Genomic DNA, 23,447 nt, shown 5'->3' with positions numbered 1-23,447 from the left:
GCGCGATGCAACCCGACCTGAACCCGAACACCGCCCCGCCGCTGATCGCGCTGACCGGCATCGGCAAGCGCTTTCCGGGCGTGCAGGCGCTCGACGATTGCCGTTTCGACCTGCGCGCGGGCGAAGTGCATGCGCTGATGGGCGAGAACGGCGCCGGCAAGTCGACGCTGATGAAGATTCTCGCGGGCGTGTACCAGAAGGACGAAGGCGAGATCCGGATGGACGGCCGCGCGGTGGAGATCGCCGATCCGCGCACCGCCCAGGCGCTCGGCATCGGCATCATCCATCAGGAGCTGAACCTGATGAATCACCTGAGCGTCGCGCAGAACATCTTCATCGGCCGCGAGCCGCGCGGACGCTTCGGCGTGTTCGTCGACGAAGAGAAACTCAACCGCGACGCGGCCGCGATCTTCCGGCGGATGCGGCTCGATCTCGACCCGCGCACGCCGGTCGGCCGGCTGACGGTCGCGAAGCAGCAGATGGTCGAGATCGCGAAGGCGCTGTCGTTCGACTCGCGCGCGCTGATCATGGACGAGCCGACCGCCGCGCTGAACAACGCGGAGATCGCCGAACTGTTCCGCATCATCCGCGACCTGCGCGCGAACGGGGTCGGCATCGTGTACATCTCGCACAAGATGGACGAGCTGCGCCAGATCGCCGATCGCGTGACCGTGATGCGCGACGGCAAGTATGTCGCGACCGTGCCGATGGCGGGTACGTCGATGGAATCGATCATCTCGATGATGGTCGGCCGCCAGCTCGATACGGAAAGCCGCACGCCGCCCGATACGTCCGCGAACGAGATTGCGCTCGAGGTGCGCGGGCTGTCGCGCGGCCGCGCGATCCGCGACGTCGGCTTCACGCTGCGGCGCGGCGAGATCCTCGGCTTCGCCGGGCTGATGGGCGCGGGCCGCACCGAGGTCGCGCGCGCGGTGTTCGGCGCGGATCCGGTGGACGCGGGCGAGATCCGCGTGCACGGCCGGGCCGTGACGATCCGCACGCCCGCCGATGCGGTGAAGTATGGCATCGGCTACCTGTCCGAGGATCGCAAGCACTTCGGGCTCGCGGTCGGGATGGACGTGCAGAACAACATCGCGCTGTCGAGCATGCGCCGCTTCGTGCGCCGCGGCCTGTTCCTCGATGCGCGCGCGATGCGCGACGCCGCGCAGTCGTACGTACGGCGGCTCGCGATCCGCACGCCGTCGGTCGCGCAGCCCGCGCGACTGCTGTCTGGCGGCAACCAGCAGAAGATCGTGATCGCGAAGTGGCTGCTGCGCGACTGCGACATCCTGTTCTTCGACGAGCCGACGCGCGGCATCGACGTCGGCGCGAAAAGCGAGATCTACAAGCTGCTCGACGCGCTGGCCGCCGACGGCAAGGCGATCGTGATGATCTCGTCGGAGTTGCCCGAGGTGCTGCGCATGAGCCACCGGATTCTCGTGATGTGCGAAGGCCGCGTGACCGGCGAATTGCGCGCGGCCGACGCCACGCAGGAAAAGATCATGCAGCTCGCGACGCAGCGCGAGTCGACCGTGTTGTCCTGAATCAGACGCTCAGACGCCTAACGATCATGTCCAACGATACGCATCCCGTTCCGCCCCTGGCCACCGGCGACACGCCGGCCGCCGCATCGAGCCTGAAGTCGCGCTTCTTCAACCCGGCCGCGCGGCAGAAGCTGCTCGCGTTCGCGAGCCTCGTGCTGCTGATCGCGTTCTTCAGCTTCGCGTCGTCGAACTTCCTCGAAGTCGACAACCTCGTGTCGATCCTGCAGGCCACCGCCGTGAACGGCGTGCTGGCCGTCGCCTGTACGTATGTGATCATCACGTCCGGCATCGACCTGTCGGTCGGCACGCTGATGACGTTCTGCGCGGTGATGGCCGGCGTCGTGTTGACGAAGTGGGGGATGCCGCTGCCGCTCGGGATCCTGGCCGCGCTGTGCTTCGGCGCGCTGTCGGGCTGCGTGTCGGGCTTCGTGATCGCGAAGATGAAGGTGCCGCCGTTCATCGCGACGCTCGGCATGATGATGCTGCTCAAGGGGCTGTCGCTCGTGATCTCGGGCACGCGGCCGATCTACTTCAACGATACGCCGGGCTTCACGTCGATCGCGCAGGATTCGCTGATCGGCAACCTGATCCCCGCGCTGCCGATCCCGAACGCGGTGCTGATCCTGTTCCTCGTCGCGATCGGCGCATCGATCGTGCTGAATCGGACGATCTTCGGCCGCTACACGTTCGCGCTCGGCAGCAACGAGGAAGCGCTGCGGTTGTCCGGCGTGAACGTCGACGCGTGGAAGATCGCCGTGTACACGTTCAGCGGCGCGGTGTGCGGGATCGCCGGCCTGCTGATCGCGTCGCGGCTCAATTCCGCGCAGCCGGCGCTCGGGCAGGGCTACGAGCTCGATGCGATCGCGGCCGTCGTGATCGGCGGCACGTCGCTGTCGGGCGGCGCGGGCAGCATCGTCGGCACCATCATCGGCGCGTTCATCATGAGCGTGCTGACCAACGGGCTGCGCATCATGTCGGTCGCGCAGGAATGGCAGACGGTCGTGACGGGCGTGATCATCATCCTCGCCGTCTATGTGGACATTCTGCGCCGGCGCCGCCGCTGATGCACGCGCGCAGGAAGAAACGAACACGGGCACCCAGGCGCTGCACCGCCGGCCGGGCCGGCATTTCAGTCGATACCAACCAAGGAGACGCGAAGTGATCAGGAGCAAGGTGTTGAACGCGATCGTCGGGCTGACGTTCGCCGTCGGCGTCACGGCCGGCGCGCAGGCGCAGGAGACGTACATCCCGCTGATCTCGAAAGGCTTCCAGCATCAGTTCTGGCAGGCCGTGAAATCGGGCGCGACGCAGGCCGCGAAGGACTACAAGGTGAAGGTGACGTTCGAAGGGCCGGAAACGGAGGCGATGGTCGACAAGCAGATCGACATGCTGTCGGCCGCGATCGCGAAGAAGCCGGCCGCGCTCGGCTTCGCGGCGCTCGACAGCAAGGCCGCGCTGCCGTTGCTGAAGAAGGCGCAGGCCGAGAAGATCCCGGTGATCGCGTTCGATTCGGGCGTGGACAGCGACATTCCGGTGACGACGGCCGCGACCAACAACAAGGCGGCCGCCGCGCTCGCCGCCGACAAGCTCGCCGCGCTGATCGGCGACGAAGGGCAGGTGGCCGTGGTCGCGCACGACCAGACGAGCCGCACCGGCATCGACCGCCGCGACGGCTTCCTCGAACGGATGAAATCCGCGCACCCGAAGGTGCAGGTCGTGACCGTGCAGTACGGCGAAGGCGATCAGCTGAAATCGACCGAAGTGACGAAGTCGATCCTGCAGGCGTATCCGAAGCTCAAGGGGCTGTTCGGCACCAACGAGGGCTCGGCGATCGGCGTGGTCAACGGCGTGCGCGAGATGAAGCGCAAGGTCGTGATCGTCGGCTACGACTCCGGCAAGCAGCAGAAGGATGCGATCCGCAGCGGGCTGATGGCCGGCGCGATCACGCAGAACCCGATCGGGATCGGCTACAAGACGGTCGAGGCGGCCGTGAAGGCGATCAAGGGCGAGAAGCTGCCGAAGGTCATCGATACCGGCTTCTACTGGTACGACAAGACCAATATCGACGATCCGAAGATCGCGGCGGTGTTGTACGACTGAGCGTGGCGTGCCGGCGGCGATCGCGACGATGCGCGCCGCCGCCGGGGCGATTGAACACGAGGGGATCATGGGCGCAGTGCGTATCGATTCGCATCAGCACTTCTGGCGTTATCGCGCGGCCGACTATCCGTGGATCGGCCCGGGCATGGGCGTGCTCGCGCGCGACTACCTGCCCGATATGCTCTGGCCGCAACTGCATGCGCAGGCGCTCGGCGCGTCGATCGCGGTGCAGGCGCGCGCCGGGCGCGACGAGACGGCGTTCCTGCTCGACCTCGCGCGCGACGACGCGCGCGTCGCGGCGGTGGTCGGCTGGGAGGATCTCGGTGCGCCGGCGCTGGCCGACCGCGTCGCCGAGTGGCGCAGCCCGAAGCTGCGCGGCTTTCGTCATCAAGTGCAGGACGAAGCCGACGTCGGCGCGTTCGTCGCCGATCCCGGCTTCAACCGCGGTGTGGCGTGGCTGCAGGCGAACGGCTACGTGTACGACGTGCTCGTGTTCGAACGCCAGTTGCCGGAGGTCCGTGCGTTCTGCGCGCGGCACGATGCGCACTGGCTCGTGCTCGATCATTGCGGCAAGCCGGCGCTCGCCGAGTTCGGGCGCGACGACACGGCGTTCGCACGCTGGCGCGCGTCGCTGCGCGAGCTCGGCGCGCTGCCGCACGTCGCATGCAAGCTGTCGGGGCTCGTGACCGAGGCCGACTGGCGGCGCGGCCTGCGCGCGCAGGACATCCGGCATATCGAGCAGTGCCTCGACGCGGCGCTCGACGCATTCGGCCCGCAGCGGCTGATGTTCGGATCGGACTGGCCCGTGTGCCTGCTCGCGGCGTCGTATGACGAGGTCGCGTCGCTGGTCGAGCGCTGGGCCGAATCGCGGCTGTCGGCGGCCGAGCGCGGCGCGTTGTGGGGCGGCACGGCCGCGCGTTGCTACGCGGTGCCGGGCGATGTGAAGCGCGGCATATAGAATAGGCGCGAGCGGTCTGTGCGATGCGTCGGGCCGTCCGCAACGAAACCGATTACCAGCGTCAACGTATGTCCATCCAGCCGATTCAGAACCGCCGCCTCTACCAGCAGATCGCCGACAAGCTCAGCGCGATGATCGAGTCGGGCGATTTCCCGCCGGGCAGCTATCTGCCGCCCGAGCGCGAGCTCGCCGAACAGTTCGGCGTGTCGCGCACGTCGGTGCGCGAGGCGCTGATCGCGCTCGAGGTGAGCGGGCTCGTCAGCGTGCGCGTCGGCGACGGCGTGAAGGTGCGCCTTCCTGAAACGGCGGCCGCGCCCGAACCCGCGCCGGCACCGGTCGGGACGGTCGCGCCGTTCTCGATCGTCGAGATCGATCCGGAGCTCGGCATCGCACTCGATCTCGATACCGAAATCCCGCCGTTCGCGCTGCTGCAGGCGCGCCGGCTGATCGAGCCGGAAGCCGCTTCGCTGGCCGCGCGGCACGGCTCGGACGCGCAGATCGAAGGTATCCACGAAGCGTTCCTGCGCAACCAGGACGACAACCGCAGCGGCTCGCTCACGCACCCGGGCGACCGGCTGTTCCATATCCGCATCGCGGAAGCGAGCGACAACGCCGCGTATGCGCTGATGATCAAGCAACTGCTGGCACACAAGTACGACCCGATGTTCCAGCGGCTGCAGTCGCTGTACATGCCGAACGACATGCCGCACCGCTCGGAGCTGGAACACCGCGCGATCCTCGACGCGATCCGCGCGCGCGACCCCGACGCCGCGCGTCGCGCGATGGCCGAGCATCTCGATGAAGTGATCCGCATCTTTGGCCGTGCGCTCGACTGAGCGCGAGCCGATTCGCCGCATGGTCGGCCGCGGCCGACGCGATGCGGATTTTCGCGTGCCGATGCGGCGTGCGCATCGCGCGAGGGTATCGGCCGCCGGGACAGAACGAACGCTGCGATGCGAGCGATGCGCGCCGGTCGATCGGCATGCCGCTCGCGCGCCGAATGGAGTGTGACGAATGCGCGTGAACGATTGCCACAATTTCCACGACTTCCGCGAGCTGGCCAGGCGACGGTTGCCGGGGCCGATCTTCAATTACATCGACGGCGCGGCCGACGATGAAACCACGTATCGACGCAACACGAGCGCGTTCGAAAGCTGCGATCTCGTGCCGAGCGTGTTGCGCGGCGTGCGCGACGTCGATCTGTCGGTGACGGTCATGGGGCAAAAGCTCGGCATGCCGGTGTACTGTTCGCCGACCGCGCTGCAACGCCTGTTTCACCATGACGGCGAGCGCGCGGTCGCCGCCGCCGCCGCGAAATTCGACACGATGTTCGGCGTGTCGTCGCTCGGCACCGTGAGCCTGGAAGAAGCCCGTGCGATCAGCCCGGGCCCGCAGGTCTACCAGTTCTATTTTCACAAGGACCGCGGCCTCAACCGCGAGATGATGAACCGTTCCAGGCAAGCCGGCGTGAACGTGATGATGCTGACGGTGGACAGCATCACCGGCGGCAATCGCGAGCGCGACAAGCGCACCGGCTTCTCGATTCCGTTCCGGCTGACGCTCGCGGGGCTCACCGAATTCGCGTTGAAGCCGGCCTGGGCGATCAACTACCTGACCCACGAGCGGTTCCGTTTGCCGCAACTCGACCAGCATGTCGACATGGGCGGCGGCGCGATGTCGATCAGCCGCTACTTCACGGACATGCTCGATCCGTCGATGTCGTGGGACGACGTCGCCGCGATGGTGCGGGAGTGGAACGGGCAGTTTTGCCTGAAAGGCGTGATGTCGGTCGACGACGCGCGCAGGGCGGTGGACATCGGCTGTACCGGCATCGTGTTGTCGAACCACGGCGGACGGCAACTGGACGGCTCGCGCGCCGCGTTCGACCAGCTTGCCGAGGTGGTCGACGCGGTGGGCGACCGGATCGACGTGATGATGGATGGCGGCGTGCAACGGGGTTCGCACGTGCTCAAGGCGCTGGCGCTGGGTGCGAAGGCCGTCGGGCTGGGGCGCTATTACCTGTTCCCGCTCGCCGCCGCCGGGCAGCCCGGCGTCGAGCGCGCGTTGCAACTGATGCGCACGGAGATCGAGCGGGACATGCGGCTGATGGGCTGCGCGTCCGTTTCTCAGCTCGGGCGGGGCCAGCTTCGTTTTCGCTGACGGCGGCGGGCACGACGCCGTCAGGCCTGCGTGCCGGCCGGCATCGCCCGCTCAGAAGCGATCCGCGCGATACGGCGCCGGATCGGTGAACGGCGCTTCCCCGGTCATCATCTCGGCGAGCAGGCGACCGGTGACGGGGCCGAGCGTCAGCCCGTGATGGTTGTGCCCGAACGCGAACCACAGCCCGCGATGCGCGGGCGCGGGGCCGATCACCGGGCGCATGTCGGGCGTGCACGGCCGGAAGCCGAGCCACGGATGCGGGTCGAGCCGCTCGCCGAAACCGAACACCGGCCGCGCGACGCGTTCCGCGCGTTCGAGCTGCACGCCGGTGGGCGGCACGCGGCGCCGCGCGATCTCGACGCCGGTCGTCAGCCGCAGCCCGCGCCGCATCGGCGCGATCACGTAGCCGTATTCGCGATCGACGATCGGCGCCGACGGCACGCCGCGCGCGGACGGCGCATAGTGCATGTGATAGCCGCGTTTCTCGCGCAGCGGGATCTTGTAGCCGAACTTGCCGAACACCGTGTCGGACCACGGGCCGAGCGCGACGACGACGGCCGGCGCGGCCGCGGGGCCGTCGTCGGTCCGGACCTGCCAGCCGGGCGACAGCGCGTCGAGGCTCGCGGCGTCGCCGGTCAGCAGCGTGCCGCCGCCCTGCACGAACAGTTGCGCATACGCTTTGACGAGCGCGGCCGGATCGACGACGCTTTTCGGGTCGAGCCAGTGCAGCGCGCCGCAGAAGCCCGGTGCGAGGCTCGGTTCGTGCGCGCGCAGCGCGGCCGCGTCGAGCGGCGTGATGCCGAGCCCGTGGCGGCGCGCGGTGAGGCCGGCGTCGGCCACGCCGCGCTCGAATGCGGCCGGCGTGCGGAACGCTTCCAGCCAGCCGCTGGCGCGGACCAGTTCACCGGCGCCGGCCCGCGCGATCAGCGCGTCGTGTTCGACGATGCAGCGCTCGATCAGCGGCAGCATGTCGCGCGAGGCCGCCGCGTGACGCAGCGGCGCCGATTCCCACCAGAACCGCGCGAGCCACGGTGCGAACGCGGGCAGCGACGCGCTGTGCCAGTAGAGGTCGGTCGAGCGGTTCAGCGCATAGCGCATCAGCGTGAACGGGCTGCGCGGGAACGGGTACGGTTCGACCGACGAGCGCTCGATCAGCCCGGCATTGCCGAAGCTCGTGCCTTCGCCGGGCGCGCCGCGATCGACGAGGGCGACCTTGCGGCCGCGATCCTGCAGGTGCAGCGCGGCGCAGACGCCCACGATGCCGGCGCCGAGAACGATGACGTCGAAATCCATCGGTATGAGTGAACAACGGTCGAGACAGGTTGGAAACCGACGTTGCAGTCGGGGCGAATTCCGGAGGAGGGCTGCCGACGGACAGCTTGCCGTCAGGATACCCGCGATGTCATGCGATTCGCAAAAACCGATTCGGCTTGCCGGATGCGTACTTACGATTCGCGATATTCCGGATTCTAACCGGGCGCCAGGCGCGGGCGGGACTGACGTTCGTCGATGGCGACGGCATGCGCGCGCCGGCGCCCGCGATTCTCGATGCGTTGCACACCACGTGTCGACACCCTGTCATAAGCCGCCGATCGTGTTGATCATTTGATCCGGGGCATCGGTAAATCGTACGATGCTGCATCGCGGAATTGCCAAATTTACCCGTTGCGTCATTCCGGAAGATCCAGGTCCCGCTGCACCGCCGGCTTACCGGCGTAATTCGAGGGACTGCTTAATTGAAAGGTATGGACTCGTCCGAGGCGGGCCGTTATGATGGCGCCGCTTGCCCTGAGAGACAGCCGACCGCGCCAAGAAAAAGACATAAACGTGGGAGAAGATGGCGATTTTCTCGAATGTCCGTCTGCTGGCGAATGCGATTGCGTTGATGGCCTGAAAGCCGCGAATCGCGTTTCGTCGGAGACGCATTCCGAAATTAATATTTCGGACACCGACATGTAGTAATGCCGCGTCGCATGCGCCGCGGCAATCGAAAAAGAAAGCGAGAGGGCCCATGAAAGAGTTGCCAGGAATCGCCGGATTGGCCGAGTCCGCGGGATCGTCCCCGCTTGCCGGCGCGCTGCAGTCGGGCGCGATGCAATTGGCCGCGGCGGCGAATCCCGCCGTCGGCAAGATCGCACCGACGGTCCAGAACAATCATGTGACGGTCGTGAACGGCCCGAACCAGACGAACATCGTCACGCAGGGCCAGCACGCGAGCATCGTGCGCAAGGCGATTTCGGTGCAGTCGCAGGACGAACACATCCAGCACACGGCGAAGACGGCGGTGTGAGTGGCAATGATCGAGCTTTCCGCAACGACTTACACGACCGAACTGAAGCGCTTCAAGCTGCGCGGCCAGGTCTGGCTTGCAGCGAACGAGATTCCCGCCGACGTGCAGGTGCCGACCGCGTGGCGCGTGCTGCTGGATACGCCCGACGCCGCGCTCGGCAACTGGCTCGCGAAGATGTGGGCGGGCGTCGCCGGCCGCCTGCCGGCGGTCGAGCAGTTCTTTGCGGAGAAGCTGCGGCGCCCCGCCGTGTTCCAGAAGGAGAGCGGCGATCTGTGCCTGCTGTATCCGTACACGGTCGAACAGGACGACCTGAACTTCTTCATCGGCCATCCGCCGCTCGGCGAGCTCGTATCGGACGACATGCCGCTGTGGCGCGCGTTACCCGACGATCTGCGCAGCTTCTACCAGTTCACGCACAACGGCTGGACGTTCTTCCCGGCCAACTCGATGGGCCCGTTGCCGATTGGCGACCAGACCGCGTTGACCGACAAGCTCGACCTGACGCCAGACGAGACGCGCCAGCTCGGCGTGAATCCCGATCTCGTGTGGACGGTGTTCCAGAATGGCGGCGGCGACTATCTGTGCCTCGACCTGCGCAACAGCGCCGGCGACGGGAGCGACGCAGGGCGGATCTGGTGGCACGAGAACCCGACCGAACTCGAACCGGTGGATTTCTGGGCCGTGATGAACGCGTGGTTCGAGATTTTCGTCGAGGAAGCCGACAAGCGATGACGACCTGGTGCGTCGTTTCGGGCCGGTGCGCATACAACCGTAGGTCCATGCCGCGTGCCGCACGCGCGACTTCTCCGGTTGCGAATGCAGTGTTCCGGCCGACCCGAAAGCCGTTGCGAGATGTCATTCGATTTGCCGGCGCTCACCTGACGCGTGGGAACGTATGAGGTTTTCCGCGCACGGGCGTCCAATCCACTGATCAATCTGCACGCGTCGACACCCGATCGGCTTCGGTCGACGCGATTGCCAGCCTCGTCGTGCCGCGGCACCGGATCCATACCATTCAGGGTGTTTTTCGCGGGTGTTTCCCACTGCTTGGTGATCCGAATTTTTACCTAAGATGAAGAAATCGTGCGCGTCGTTCGGTGCTTGCGCGCATGGAGGGAGGCAGGAGGCAGCGCCAGAGCGATGCCGGCGGATGTTGCGATCATGGAAGCGAAAGTGTGTGCGGCTGCTGCCTGTCTTGCGACGGCAGCGACGCCGACGGGCGCGGCGCAGGGCGCCGCACGGACGACGCGCCGGCCCGGCCGGATCACTTCGCTGCGCCACGCGTTGTTCGCAATCGTTTGCGTGTTGGGCGCCGCGCCTGCCGTGCTCGCCGGAGCGTTCGCCGATACGGACGGCCCGGCCGACAATGGGTTCATCGCAGCCGCCGCCGCGAGCCCGGCCGATCCCGCCATTTCGTCACATGACGCGGCCGTGCGCCACGTCGTACTCGGCATCATCAGCTTCACGCGCTGGCCGACGACGCCCGTGCGCCTGCATCTGTGCATCACCGGGCGCCCCGACTACGCGCGCGGCCTGACCGACACGCTGCAGGCCGGCTCGACGCTGCTCGACGTGCAACGCGTCCGCTTCGACGATCCGTCGCTCGGCATCGTATGCGACGTCGTCTATCTCGGCGCCTTGAACAACGACGAGCGCGCGCGGGTGAGAGCCGCATTGGCCGGCCATCCGGTGCTGACGATCGCGGAACACGATCCGTTCTGCACCGCGGGCGGCATGTTCTGCCTCGACGTCGACGGCGATCGCGTGTCGTTCGACATCAACCTCGATGCCGTCGCGCGCAGCGGCGTGCGCGTGCATCCGAACGTCCTCAATCTCGCACGACGGCCGGTGACGCCATGACACGGCCCTCGCTTCCCGTTCCCGCTTCGCCCGTGCCGCGCCCGACGTTGCAAAGCGTGCTGCGTCGCGCACACCTGCGGCTCGCGTTCGTCGCCGTGACGATGGCCGCCGTGTCGTTGATCGTCGTCGCCGTGATCGCGTTGCGCGCGTATGCCGGCAACAACCTGAACCTGCTCGCGCGCTCGCTCGGTTACACGGTCGAGGCGGCGCTCGTGTTCGGCGATCGCGTCGCGGCGAACGAGGCGATCGGCATGATCGCCGGCGACGAGGACGTCGCGCAGGTGGTCGTCACCGACAGCAACGGGCAACTGTTCGCCACGTGGCAGCTGCCGGCCGGAAGCGGGATCGCGCGGCTCGAGCGCGCGGTCGCCGACGTGGCGCTGCCCGGGCCGGTGACCGTCCCGGTGATGCACGACGGCATCATCGTCGGCCACGTCGTCGTGCGCGGCCGCGGGCACCAGTTCTTCGGCTTCCTGCTCGGCGGCGTCGGCGGCATTCTCGGCTGCCTGGCCGTCAGCGTGTTCGGTGCGTACGTCAGTTCGAAGCGCCTGCTGCGCAACATCGTTTCGCCGCTGCGCGCGCTGGCGGGCGTCGCGCACGCGGTGCGGCGCGAGCGTGCGTTCGCGCGGCGCGTCGAGCCGGCGGCGATCGCCGAACTGAACCAGCTCGGCGACGACTTCAACGCATTGCTCGACGAATTCGAAGACTGGCAGAACACGCTGCGCGACGAGAACGCGTCGCTCGAACACAAGGCGACGCACGATGCGCTCACCGGGTTGCCCAACCGCGTGCAGTTCGAATCGCGTCTCGCGCTGGCGCTGTGCGACGCCACGTTGACGGGGCAGCGGGTCGCGGTTCTCTATCTCGACTGCGACCGCTTCAAGGAGATCAACGATGGTCTCGGCCACGATGCGGGCGACGCGGTGCTGATCGGCATCGCGTCGCGGCTGCGTACGCGGGTGCGCGAGGCCGATCTCGTCGCGCGCCTGGGCGGCGACGAATTTGCGGTGATGCTGGCGGCGGTGCCTGAAGCGGGCAGCGTGTGCCGGATCGCCGACGAGATTCTGTCCGGCATGGCGCCGTCGATCGAGCTGTCCGACGGCCGCGTGGTGGCCACCATGATGAGTGCCGGCGTTGCGCTGTTTCCCGATCACGCATCCGACGCGAGCGGCCTGCTGCGCGCGGCGGATATCGCGATGTACCGCGCCAAGCGCGCGCGGCCGGGATCGTGGCAACTGGCGGAGAGCGTGGCAGGGCCGGTGTGATGTCGATCGACTCGCGCCGCGGGCGAGGCCGCGGCGGCGGTTAAAAGAAGCGCTTGCAGAGCGGGCGCGATGGAAGGGGATGCGAAATGAACCACTCGTTTCCTGTGAGCACGGGGCGGATGTGCGTCGGGAGTGCGCTGCTGCTGTGCATGCTGCTGGGGGGCTGCAAGACGCCGCCGACGCTTCATCGGGGGCTGACGCAGACGCAGGTGACGGCGCTGAAGTCGGCCGGGTTCCAGGAGACCGGGCAGGGGTTCGAGTTCGGTTCGACCGGGCCGATTCTGTTCGATTTCGATCGATACAACCTCAAGCCGGATGTCAGACGGATCGTCGAACGGATCGGGCGAACGTTGCGGTCGGCGGGCATCAACGGCGTGCGGGTTTATGGGTATTCGGATAACGAGGGCACGGAGAAGTACGACATCGAATTGTCGAGGCGGCGGGCGGAGGCGGTGGCGATCGAACTGGTCGACGTCGGGCTCGACGCGAAGCAGATCGCGATTGCCGGGAAAGGGAAGCGCGATCCGGTGGGGGATAACAGGACGCCGGCAGGGCGCGCGCAGAATCGGCGGGCGGCGATTGTGGTCTCGCCGCGGTGAGGTGGTACGCCGCGCATGGGTGGTGTGTAGACGCGCCGACACGCACGCCGTGCCGTCCGCTGTAACGGTTCGCCACCATTGACGCGAAAGTGCCCGAGCGGCCGTTTGCAAGCGGCGAGCCTTGATGTTCGCAGCATTCAGGCGCGGCATCGGCAGTATTCGTCATCGCAGAAATGACGCCCGTTCGATGCGTCGCGAATGAAACAATAGGTGGTCCAAATAAAATCGTTCCGCTTTTTTAACGCTGCATCGTCATACGCACATGCGGCGACGGACGGAACGAGTATGGCCATCGAACCCAAGGATCTGCTGCCGCACTTCGAGCGTGAACTGACGCTGCTGCGCCGTTCAGTGCAGACGTTTGCCCAGCGCTTCCCCAAAATTGCCGCCCGGCTGGCGATCAACGGCGAGCATTCGGACGATCCGCACGTCGAACGCCTGTTGCAGTCGTTCGCATTGATGGCGGCGAGCCACGACATGCGCATCGAAGATGACGTGCCGGCGTTTACGCACGGTTTTCTCGACACGCTGCACGGTGTTTTCCTGCGCCCGTTTCCTTCATGCGCGATTGCGCAATTTCTGGGCGACCGCAGCAGCGACCTGACTGCGCCGCGCGTCGTGCCGCGCGGCGACAAGCTGATCGCGCCCATCGGCAAGGAAGTATTCCGCGTCGCGGACGACGTCGCGATCGTGCCGCTCACGGTGTCGTCGGTGCGTTACACGACATCGTCGATGGCGCCGCGCGACGTCGCGTGGCCTGCGGAAGCTACCGGCTTGCTGACTTTCACGTTCGAGCTCACCACGCCGAACGCCACCTTCGCCATCGTGCCGGACACCGTGCGCGTGCATTTCACCGGCGCGCGCGAAATCGTCGCGGCGCTCACCGACGCCGCGTTGCTCCTTGCTGGCCGAAGCTTTGCCGAAGCAGGCGATTCGACGCGCTGGAAGCGTCTGCCGGAGGCAACGTTCACGGCCGCCGGCTTCGATCCTGCCGATGCGCTGCTCGACGTGCGGCCGGACGAGGCGCTTTGGCCGCTCCATTTGCTGATGGCGTATTGCGCGATGCCGGAGCGTTTCGACTTTGTCGACGTGGACATGCGGAAGATCAAGCGAATCGCCGGCGGCAGCCGTCGCGTCGCGCTTCACCTCGCGATCGCGGGCGTGCATCCGGATTCGCACCGCGCCCGGCGCCTGGCCGCCGCCACGGCCGACCACGTCCGGTTGTTTTGTACGCCGATCGTCAACCTGTTTCAGGACGAGGCCCAGCCGATCGAGACGCGCGCGGGTTGCGCGCACTATGCGGTGAGGGCGCTCGCGCAGGCGGGCGCGCCGCGCACCGCTATCTGGTCGATCGATGCCGTGCGTCATGTTTGCGACTCGGGAACGTCGACGCTGGCGCCGTTTCGGTCGCTAAGCCATGGCACGGACAGGCGTGCCGGGTTGTTCTGGACGGTGTTGCACGACGAGGCAAGGCGGGCACCGAAGGAACCCGCCGATCCGCGCGCCAAGGAGACGGACGCGCGCCCGGCGCCGTCCCCGGCCGACGCTGCCGAATCGCTCCGCGGTGTCGAACTGGAACTCGTTGACCAGGACGGGCGACCTGCCGACCCCGGCCATCGCAAGCTGGAGATCCGGCTGTCCTGCACGCAGGGCGATCTGTCCGCGATGCGCGAGCGCGAACTGGCGTTGCCCGCGGGCGATCCGGCGGGAACGGTCATGTTGCTGAACCGGCCGACCGCGAGCCGGCCGACCGCTTTCCGCCATGGGGAGCTGTGGGATCTGCTGTCGCTTCTCGTGCCGCAGGCGGTCCGGCTGGACAAGGGCGGCCTGACCCAGCTCAGGCGGCTTTGCGCGCGCTGGGCGGAGAACTCGATGGACGCCGGCCGGCGCTTCGATGCGATCGTGTCGTTGTCGACCGTGCGCGTGCGGGGCTGGCTGCCCGGCAAGCCGGCATCGGCGTTCGTGCACGGGCTGGAGGTGCGGCTGGTCGTGGACGAGCAGCGTTTCGCCGCGTTCAGCCTGAGCGGATTCGCGCACGTGATGGACCGGTTTTTCGCGCCCTACGTGCCGGTCACGAGCTTCGTGCAGGTCGTGCTGTTTTCGGCCGCTACCGGTGCGGTGCTTCGGCGTGGGGCGCCGCGTCCGGGCACCCAGCCACTGGTCTAGTTTCCCGATTTTCAGGGCCCGAACGAAAACGTTTGCGGACGTCTTTCAAGCCGCCGGGTTTTACCCTACATTATCGAGGCTTCGGGCCGGCGAGCCGGCTAACGGAACCTGAGATCACACGCAAGGAACAACAATGAGTTTCGCTCCGAACGGGGGTATTCCCAATGGATTGGGCGGTGGTGCGCTCGGCTCGTTGAGCGCGCTCGGGGGCCTCGCCGGCCCGGTCGCGTCGAGTGTGGCCGGCAGTCTCGGGCCGCTCGCAGGGCTGGCCGGGCACGTCGACACCGTCCAGCGCGCGCTGCAACTCGCACAGACCGGCTTCTCGCTGATGGAGAAGACGCCCGGCGCGATTGCCGAAGCGATCAACGGCGCCGCCAACCCCGCGCGCCTGACCCAGCTCAACCGCTACGTCACGCTCGATACGCCGCTCGGACCGGATGTGCTGCTCGTCAGCGCGGCTGTCATCGACGAGCATGTGAACCGGTTGCCGGAGATCCACCTCGACCTGCTATCGCATCGCCACGACCTGCGCCCGGACGATCTGATCGGCCAGCAGGTCAAGATCCGCTTCGACCAGCAGGCGCGCCTGTCGACCCTCGAACGCGTCGTGGCGTCGGGCACCGGCGACAACGACCGCTACTTTGACGGCTACGTCGCGTCGTTCGACCGCGCCGGCAACCCCGGGAACGTCACGCAATACCACCTGACGGCCGTGCCGTGGTTCTGGTTCCTCACGCGTTCCACCGACTGCCGGATCTTCCAGAACAAGACCGCGCAGGACATCCTCACCGAGATCTTCCAGGAACACGGTTTTTCCGATTTCGTGTTCGATATCCGGACGAGCCAGAAGCCGCTCGAATACGTCGTGATGTACCAGGAGAGCTACTACAACTTCTGCGCGCGGCTGATGGAGCAGGAGGGGCTCGTGTGGACGCACCGCTACGAGAAGGACAAGCACTTTCTCGTGATCGGCGACACGAACCTGCTGTTCCGCCCGATCGACGGACTCGCCACCGTGCCGTTCGCGGCGACCGAGGCGAGCGAGGACAGCGGCATCGATCAATTGCACGAAGGTCGGCGTTTCGGCGTCGGCAAGATCACGTTCCGCGACTTCAATCACCAGAATCCGTCGTCGCCGCTGATGCTGGTGGAGGCCGGGCCGCAGAACCTGAAGCACGCACGGCTCGACGCGACCGAGCGGTTCGAGCACCAGTCGCTGTACGACCACGGCGACGACGGTAACCGCTACGCGCGTTTCGCGATGGAGGCCGAGGAGGCGCAGGCGCATCGCTATACGGGCAGCGGCTATGCGTGGCGCATGACCACGGCGGGCACCGTGGCAGTCGCGAACCACCCGGTGCTCGAAAACAACCAGGAGTACGTGATCCTGCACGTGCGTCACGAGGCCGTGAACGACTACACGCAGCACAGCGCGAAGCTGCCGTACCGCAACAGCTTCTCGCTGCTGCCGAAGAAGATCCCGTACCGTGCGCCGCGCGCGACGCCGAAGCCGGTGATTCACGGCACGCATTCGGCGATCGTCGTCGGGCCGAAGGGCGAGGAAATCTATACGAACGGCAGCGCGGTGAAGGTGCATTTCCCGTGGGACCGGCGCGGCAAGAAGGACGGCTCCGATTCGATGTGGGTGCGCGTGTCGCAGCCGTGGGCGGGCGACGGCTGGGGCGCGGCCGCGATTCCGCGGATCAGGCAGGAAGTGCTGGTGGCGTTCAATCAGGGCGATCCGGATAACCCGGTGATCGTCGGCCGCGTGTTCAACGGCGAGCAGGGCAACCCGTATCACGGCGCGGCCGGCCAGACGATGGGGATCAAGAGCCAGACGCACAAGGGGCAGGGGTCGAACGAGATCCGCATGACCGACACGAACGGCATGCAGGAATTCTTCATGCACGCGCAGAAGGACATGAACACCGTCGTCGAGAACAACGAGACGCACAAGGTGATGGGGCCGATGCGTACCGTGCTGGTGGCGACGGGCAGCGAAGAAAAGCAGATTCCGCAGGGCAACCTGACCGAGACGATCGCCGAGAAGCGCAGCACCACGGCCACGACCGTCGAGGTGGCGACACCGGCCAAGGACGGCGGCGGCGGCACGCAGGTCTATGTGGCCGAGCGCGGCATCCTGCTGAAGGTGCAGGACAGCTCGATCTCGCTCGCGCCGGAAGGCATTCGCCTCGAGCACAACGGCTCCGTGATCCTGATGACCGACGACGGTGTGACGGTCAACGGCAAGCGCATCGATCTCAACAAATAAACTCGAACGAAACCAGCCATGCACTACGCAATCCATGAAGGCACATTCGAATTGCCGGACGCGGCGCTTGATCGCACCGTCAACATGCTGATTCTTCCCGTCGGCCCGGGCGGGCTGAGTCTCGTCGTGTCCCGCGGCCGGCTGCGCGAGCGGGAGTCGATCGACGCGTTCGTCGAGCGCGAATGGGCGCAGGCGTCGCGCACCGCGCAGAATCTGAACGTGCAGTCGCGACGCCCGGTGACGGTCGGGCGAGCGGAATACCCCGGCGTGCAAACGGAATCGACGCATGAACAGGACGGCCGCACCTTTCATCAGATGCAGACGGCGTTTCGGCTCGATGCCGGCGGGCAGGTCATCGTGATGACGTTGACCAATGCCGCGCCGCTCAACGACGAACAGCGTGCGCTCGCCGCGCGCATGCTGGAGAGCTTCCAGCCGCGCCCGGTTGCGCCCACGCTCGTTTCGGATGCCGGCCGCCCATGAGTCAGCCGGCCGCTCGCAAGGACGATCCCTTTACCCACACGACGCTTGCGGGCGATTTGCTCGGCATGGGCGGGTCGCTGCTGGGCGGCCTGGGTATCGGATGGGCGCTGACCACGATAGCGGAAGGCCTCGTGTTCGGCGCGTTGGGCGCGCTCGAAATCGGCACCGGCGGGCTGGCGACGCCGATCGTGCTGGCGATCGGCGTCGGCGTGGCCGCCTACATGCAGGGCTCGGGCCTGAACGACAAGATCGACGAGGCCGCGAAGGGGCTCGGCAACGCCATTTCTCCGCCCGTGGAGAAAGGCACGATCCAGAACGGCTCGCCCAATGTGTTCGTCAACGGGAAGCCGGCGGCGCGCGCGGCCGACGGCGCGGACATGGATCCGGTGCTGTGCAGCGACCATCCCGGTCCGCAATTCGTCGCACAAGGGTCCGACGTGGTGTTCATCAACGATCTGCCTGCGGCGCGGGTCGACGACAAGACCACCTGTGACGGCACGATCTCGAAGGGCTCGCCGGACGTTTTCTTCGGCGGCGGCACGAAGACAGTGCGCGACATCAGCGCGGCGCGGCCGTGGGTCGCCGGGCTCGGCGCGGCGATCGGTATCGCGCTTGCGCTCTGTGGCCGAGGCAAGGGAAGCTGGGGCGATTTCGTCAAGGGCAAGCTGCCGTGTCTCGCGATGAATTTCGCGGCCGGCATATTCGGCACATGGCTCGGCAGCAAGATGCAGCCGTCGGCCGGCCATCCCGTCAACGTGATCACCGGCGGCAAGATTCTCGACGGCAGCGACGATACCGACTTCGTGTTGCCGGGCCCGCTGCCGATCGTCTGGCGGCGTTTTTACAGCAGCCACGACGATCGCGCCGATGGCCTGTTCGGTGTCGGCTGGAGCGTGCCGATCAGTGTCGAGTTGAGGGTGGCGCGGGAGAACGGCGTCATCACATCGATCACGTACTGGGACGAACAGGGGCGCGAGATCGAGTTTCCGACGGTGTCGCCGGGTGAGAGTCATTTCAGCGTGCCGGAAGGCATTTACCTGATTTGTACCGCCGGCGGGCACTATGTGGTCGAAACGGTCGATGGTTTGTATCGCGATTTCGGCCGCGCGGGCAGCGATGCGGACAGCGAGATGCTCAAGCTGCGGCGGCTCGAGGATCGCAACGGCAACTGGATTGAGGTCGAGCAGGAAGCGGTAGATGAGGTCGTGCGGCCGGTGCGGTTGCATGACAGCGCGGGTCGCGTGCTGACGCTGGGTTACGAGAAGCCTCATCCTCGACGCATTGCCACGATCGAACTGACGCGCGGTGTCGACGGAGAGCAACCCGACACGCTGGTGCGTTATGCGTACGACGATGCCGGCCAACTCGTGGCCGTGACCGATCGCAGCGGCCACACCGGGCGACGGTTTGCCTACGAGTATGGGTTGATGGTCCAGCACACGTTGCCCGGCGGCTTGAACTGCTTTTATGCGTGGCAGGGTGTGGGCCGCGACGCACGTGTCGTACGCCATTGGACCGACGACGGCGAAGCGTACACGTTCGATGCAGACCTTGCGCAGCGTTCGGTGACGATCACCGATCAGATCGGGCGCGTGACGCGCTGGACGTGGAACGAGGATCAGCAACCGACGCGCTACACCGATGCCGAAGGGCACGTCTGGCAGATCGAATGGAATGCGATGCGGCAGTTGTTGAGCACGACCGATCCGGCCGGCCATGTCACTCGCTTCGAATATGACGAGCGCGGGCGGCAGACGCAGCGCATCGACGCGCTCGGCCACGTCGAGCGGACCGAATGGAATGGGCACTACGATCTGCCTGTTGCGGAAATCGATCCGACCAACGCGCGATGGATCTATCGTTACGACGCGCGCGGCAACCTGACGATGACGCGCGATCCGGCGGGTTTTGCGACCGAGTATTACCGCGACGATCGCGGGCTCGTGCATACGATTCGTGATGCGCGCGGCGGGTACAAGTTCCTTGAATGGAATGGCCGGGCGCAGTTGACCGCGTATACCGATTGTTCCGGCAAGGTCACGCGGTTTGCGTATGACGCACGTGGTGCGCTCGCGCGGGTGACCGATGCGGCCGGCAATGCCACCGTGTACGAAACGGATGCGATGGGGCGGGTCACGGGGATCGGGACGGCTGATGGTGCACGTCAAATGTTCCGTTACGACGCGGCCGGAAGGCTGGTTGAGGTCACCGATGCGAACCAACGCAGCACGTGCTATGAACTCAATCCGCGTGGATTGCTCTTGTCTCGCACGGATGCGGCGGGTCGGGTCGTGCAGTTCGGCTATGACCAGGCGTTCCGGTTGGCGAGCCTGACCAACGAGAATCGTGAGACGTATCGCTTTCAGTATGACCGTCGCGATCTGGTTTCCGCACAGATCGGTCTCGATGGCCACAAGCGTATGTACGAGTACGACGTGTGCGGTCTAGGCACGATCGTACGCGATGGGCAGCTCGAGACACGATACGAGCGCGACGCGATTGGGCGGCTGACGGCGAAGCAAGCCGCGCACGAGCGTTGCGAATACCTGTACGACGAGGCAGGCCGGATCACATCGGCCGAGTTGTACACGCTTGCTGCCCGAGGACCATCGTTGAAGAATCGCGTCAGCCTGAAGTACGACAAGCGTGGAGAAGTCGTCGAGGAATACACGCCGACCGGCTGGCTCGCACACACCTACGACGAGCTCGGCAATCGTGTCAGCACGACGATTTCCGGCGAGCGCACGATCGACTGGCTGCATTACGGGTCGGGGCATGTACACCAGATTCGTTTCGACGGTGCCACGGTTGCGGACATCGAACTGGACGACCTGCATCGCGAGGTGCTGCGGACGCAGGGCAAGCTGACGAGTCACTTCGGGTATGACGCGGTGGGGCGCCGTGCGCGGCAAACTGCGCAGCGCGGCGCGGCGGGCGGCGAGTTGCTTGCGAAGCAGTGGCAATACGATGCCGCTGGCGACGTGATCCAGAAGCGTGACCAGCGTTACGGCACGACGAGCTATCGGTATGACCCGACGGGGCGCATCGAACAGGCGGTGGGGCCGGGATTGCCGTCGGAAGTGTTTCGGTGGGATGCCGCGGCGAACCTGGTGTCGAGCGATCACCCGGGTGGCTACGTCGAGCACAACCGGCTCAAGATGTTCGAGGACAAGCGCTTCGAGTACGACGCGTATGGGCGGCTCGTTCGTAAGGTGAGCGGGCATGGGCCGGCTAAAGAGCTCACGCTTGAATACGACGACTGGAACCAGTTGAAGACCGTCGTGACGAAGGACCGGCTCGGGGTTGCAACGACGCATTTCGAATACGACGCGTTCGGTCGACGGATCAGGAAGCTCAATGGCAGTTATGCGAGTACGGATTTCCTGTGGGACGGCATGCGGTTGGTGCAGGAGACGTATCACGATCGTCAGGGCGAGGAAGCGCTGACGTACTTGTACGAGTCCAATAGTTATGTGCCGCTTGCCCGGATCGATCAAGGGAAGGCAGCGGCTAATGATGCGGATGGACGGGATTCGGTTTACTACTTCCACAATGATGTATCGGGGTTGCCGGAGGAACTGACTGACGCTGGTGGCGAGCTGGTTTGGCAGGCGCGCTACAAGGTGTGGGGCAATGCGGTGCAGGAGGAGTGGGTTGCGCGGGCGCCGCAGCGACCGACAGCGGTGTGGGGAGAGGTTCAAGCGGCCGCGTCAGCGCCGGCTCACGCACCGCGACCGCAGAACTTGCGCTTCCAGGGGCAGTATCTGGACCGCGAGACCGGCCTGCACTACAACACGTTCCGGTTCTACGATCCGGATATCGGGCGGTTCATCAATCCAGATCCGATCGGGCTTGCCGGTGGGCGCAACCTTTATCAATATGCGCCCAACCCGATTTCGTGGATTGACCCATGGGGATGGGCGGTAACTCCCCTGGATGCGCCTGGGTATTCAACGTATGGTCTTTACGAGCCCGGAGCGAATGAACCCTACTACGTTGGCCATACCGGACAATCGCTCGACGATCGCCTCTCTGAACATGTAGGCACAGGACGAGCCGCTCGAGGGCGAACAGAAATCCGCTCTCTTGAAGGGCCAGGCGGGACGTTGACATATAGTCAAGCAAAGGGGTATGAGCAAGCATATAGGGAAAAATTTAATACCAAAACCGGGTTTCCAGGCAATGTCATTGAGCCGATCAACAAGTTGAGAACGGATGAGCGTGGCCTTTCTCATGTGAAGTTTTATAATGAAAAGGCAAAGGAAATCGGGTTGGGTCGATGTGGAGGCAAATGATATGGCTTTATTGAAAGTAACGCCGGGTGACGTTGTTGCAATTCCCGGAGAAGTGAATGGTGAGTGGGGGTTTGTGTATTCTCGAGTGATTTTTGTTGGGGCGACAAAATGGATTGAGGTTTTTGATGATTTTAATGTTGACTTCGCGGCGGTGTTGGAGGGGGGGAGGGCTGAAAAATTCGAAAAGAAGTCTCGTCTGTTCAATCCAATTATGGCGTCATTTGATTTTGGGAAAAATTTTTGCTCTGTAAAATGGCCCATACTTTCATCGGATCCTCTTTATGTTTCGGATAAATCTGGCTTCTCGAAAATAGAATTTGAGGGGCCGTCGTATCAAGAGTTGGGAATTTATTATAAGGGTGGCGAGAAATTCACTGAAAAACCGGGCGTGCGCAGGGATTTGGATGATATGACGATATTTTCTAATCCGCAGCTTGTTAGGCGTATAAATTTATATCTTTCTGGCTACCTCGAAAAAGGCGTGGCATGGAACTCGCGATTGGTGAAATCGATTATTGAAAAAGAGGGGATGGACTGGTGGATAGGCGGAATAAACGCATGCAATGACAAAGCAGATGCGATTGCGCTTGCATTCAAAGAGTGGCGTGCAAAAAGGAAACGATGAAATTGCATCGGTCTGCAGAGGTCGCCAAGGAATACACACCTCGGCTATCGAAAGGTATGTATCGCTTGACTGATGCAGAGCATTTCAGCGAAGGGAACAGACAGCTTCACTACGCGATCAAGAATGACCCGGCGCTCGCTTCAGCACTCGAGGCAAGGTATCCCGGAATTTCCGAATACGTTGCCCCAACGAGACTCGGTACGTTTAGAGGAAGAGCATTTAGCGGTACAACCTGGCATCACCACGGTCAAGTGGGCGGGCTTTTGCAATTGGTTGACCGATCTATCAATTGGGCTGTATTAGGAAAAATAAAGATGATGGAGGTGGGGTGCTGGCTGGTTTTTGAGGAGGTGGATTATTATCGCGACAACGATGAAATCGGGCATAGAGAAGCTCGAGAGAGAGTTAGGCGTCCAGCTACCGGAAGCGATGAAGGGACACTACCTCAAGTTCAATGGGTGCATGCCAGTTCTCGACTGGTTTCCAATGAAGGATGATTGGGAGCCGATATGGGTCCACGACTTCCTTCCTATCGGAACGCAGGATGCGAGCGCGCCTAGCATTCGAAGCATTTATGCGCGAGTCACGGGTAAGGGAGGATACCCTCGAACCTTTGTTCCATTTGCCACTGATCCTGGCGGTAATCTCTTCTGTGTCGACACCGATAGCGGTGCCGTACATTATTGGTTGACCGACACCTACGACGAAACGTTGACGGACTTGGAGAACCGCCTGAAGGCTGATCGGCGTCTGACTGATTCATTTGACCAATTCATCAGCTCGCTCGTTTCTGAAGATCAGGCATTCGGCTAGCGTTTGGTCGCGGTAGT

General features: G+C 64.9%; 19 protein-coding genes. 18 read left to right on the top strand and 1 reads right to left on the bottom strand.

Annotation, left to right across the window (positions count from 1 at the left end):
• Positions 1–5: 5 nt before the first annotated feature.
• The 6 genes from CFB52_RS25530 (at position 6) to CFB52_RS25505 (ending at position 6,762) form a co-directional block, all read left to right on the top strand.
• Positions 6–1,544, top strand: coding sequence for a sugar ABC transporter ATP-binding protein (locus CFB52_RS25530; protein WP_099317773.1), 1,539 nt, complete (start codon positions 6–8; stop codon positions 1,542–1,544).
• A gap of 26 nt (positions 1,545–1,570) precedes the next feature.
• The gene (locus tag CFB52_RS25525; protein ID WP_059584416.1) at positions 1,571–2,608 is read left to right on the top strand and encodes an ABC transporter permease; all 1,038 of its coding nucleotides are present in this window, start codon (positions 1,571–1,573) and stop codon (positions 2,606–2,608) included.
• 94 nt (positions 2,609–2,702) lie between these two features.
• Entirely contained in the window at positions 2,703–3,644 is a 942-nt protein-coding gene (locus tag CFB52_RS25520) for an ABC transporter substrate-binding protein (RefSeq protein ID WP_059502372.1), read from the top strand.
• A 67-nt stretch (positions 3,645–3,711) separates the two neighbouring features.
• Complete coding sequence (locus CFB52_RS25515) at positions 3,712–4,602, top strand: amidohydrolase (protein WP_099317941.1); 891 nt, start codon at positions 3,712–3,714, stop codon at positions 4,600–4,602.
• A 68-nt stretch (positions 4,603–4,670) separates the two neighbouring features.
• Positions 4,671–5,438 (top strand): FadR/GntR family transcriptional regulator, encoded by a 768-nt coding sequence (locus tag CFB52_RS25510; protein WP_060314314.1) that lies wholly within the window; start codon positions 4,671–4,673, stop codon positions 5,436–5,438.
• Positions 5,439–5,616: 178 nt separating this feature from the next.
• Positions 5,617–6,762 carry an alpha-hydroxy acid oxidase gene (locus CFB52_RS25505; protein WP_099317772.1) on the top strand — a complete coding sequence of 382 codons (1,146 nt, stop codon included), beginning with the start codon at positions 5,617–5,619 and terminating at the stop codon, positions 6,760–6,762.
• Positions 6,763–6,813: 51 nt separating this feature from the next.
• Here CFB52_RS25505 and CFB52_RS25500 read toward each other — a convergent pair whose 3' ends face one another.
• Entirely contained in the window at positions 6,814–8,055 is a 1,242-nt protein-coding gene (locus tag CFB52_RS25500; protein WP_059584421.1) for an FAD-binding oxidoreductase, read from the bottom strand.
• 718 nt (positions 8,056–8,773) lie between these two features.
• Here CFB52_RS25500 and CFB52_RS25495 point away from each other — a divergent pair.
• The 12 genes from CFB52_RS25495 to CFB52_RS35445 all read left to right on the top strand — a co-directional run bounded on the left by CFB52_RS25495 (position 8,774) and on the right by CFB52_RS35445 (position 23,430).
• A complete protein-coding gene (locus tag CFB52_RS25495) occupies positions 8,774–9,052 on the top strand; it encodes a hypothetical protein (RefSeq protein ID WP_124862821.1) in 279 nt (92 codons plus the stop codon).
• Positions 9,053–9,058: 6 nt separating this feature from the next.
• The gene (locus CFB52_RS25490; protein WP_059584425.1) at positions 9,059–9,784 is read left to right on the top strand and encodes an SMI1/KNR4 family protein; all 726 of its coding nucleotides are present in this window, start codon (positions 9,059–9,061) and stop codon (positions 9,782–9,784) included.
• Positions 9,785–10,213: 429 nt separating this feature from the next.
• A complete protein-coding gene (locus CFB52_RS25485; protein WP_099317771.1) occupies positions 10,214–10,912 on the top strand; it encodes a YfiR family protein in 699 nt (232 codons plus the stop codon).
• Positions 10,909–12,177 (top strand): diguanylate cyclase domain-containing protein, encoded by a 1,269-nt coding sequence (locus CFB52_RS25480; RefSeq protein ID WP_059584426.1) that lies wholly within the window; start codon positions 10,909–10,911, stop codon positions 12,175–12,177. Before CFB52_RS25485 ends, CFB52_RS25480 begins: the two co-directional genes overlap by 4 nt.
• A gap of 86 nt (positions 12,178–12,263) precedes the next feature.
• Positions 12,264–12,776, top strand: coding sequence for an OmpA family protein (locus tag CFB52_RS25475; protein WP_099317770.1), 513 nt, complete (start codon positions 12,264–12,266; stop codon positions 12,774–12,776).
• A gap of 285 nt (positions 12,777–13,061) precedes the next feature.
• On the top strand, positions 13,062–14,942 hold the full coding sequence (tssF, locus tag CFB52_RS25470) for a type VI secretion system baseplate subunit TssF (protein ID WP_099317769.1): 1,881 nt from the start codon (positions 13,062–13,064) through the stop codon (positions 14,940–14,942).
• A 133-nt stretch (positions 14,943–15,075) separates the two neighbouring features.
• Positions 15,076–17,214, top strand: coding sequence for a type VI secretion system Vgr family protein (locus CFB52_RS25465; RefSeq protein ID WP_099317768.1), 2,139 nt, complete (start codon positions 15,076–15,078; stop codon positions 17,212–17,214).
• A gap of 18 nt (positions 17,215–17,232) precedes the next feature.
• The gene (locus tag CFB52_RS25460) at positions 17,233–17,697 is read left to right on the top strand and encodes a DcrB-related protein (protein ID WP_099317767.1); all 465 of its coding nucleotides are present in this window, start codon (positions 17,233–17,235) and stop codon (positions 17,695–17,697) included.
• Positions 17,694–21,992 (top strand): RHS repeat-associated core domain-containing protein, encoded by a 4,299-nt coding sequence (locus tag CFB52_RS25455; RefSeq protein ID WP_257220631.1) that lies wholly within the window; start codon positions 17,694–17,696, stop codon positions 21,990–21,992. The genes CFB52_RS25460 and CFB52_RS25455 overlap by 4 nt, the downstream gene beginning before the upstream one ends.
• A 1-nt stretch (position 21,993) precedes the next feature.
• A complete protein-coding gene (locus tag CFB52_RS34370; protein WP_124657679.1) occupies positions 21,994–22,617 on the top strand; it encodes a hypothetical protein in 624 nt (207 codons plus the stop codon).
• Entirely contained in the window at positions 22,614–23,114 is a 501-nt protein-coding gene (locus CFB52_RS35220; protein WP_257220630.1) for an HNH endonuclease, read from the top strand. Before CFB52_RS34370 ends, CFB52_RS35220 begins: the two co-directional genes overlap by 4 nt.
• The gene (locus tag CFB52_RS35445; protein ID WP_373680978.1) at positions 23,047–23,430 is read left to right on the top strand and encodes an SMI1/KNR4 family protein; all 384 of its coding nucleotides are present in this window, start codon (positions 23,047–23,049) and stop codon (positions 23,428–23,430) included. The genes CFB52_RS35220 and CFB52_RS35445 overlap by 68 nt, the downstream gene beginning before the upstream one ends.
• Positions 23,431–23,447 lie beyond the last annotated feature (17 nt).

Source organism: Burkholderia sp. AU18528, assembly GCF_002223215.2.
Classification (GTDB): Bacteria; Pseudomonadota; Gammaproteobacteria; order Burkholderiales; family Burkholderiaceae; genus Burkholderia; species Burkholderia semiarida.
Note: the sequence above shows the minus strand (reverse complement) of the source record. Positions and strands in the feature narration are given on the sequence as shown.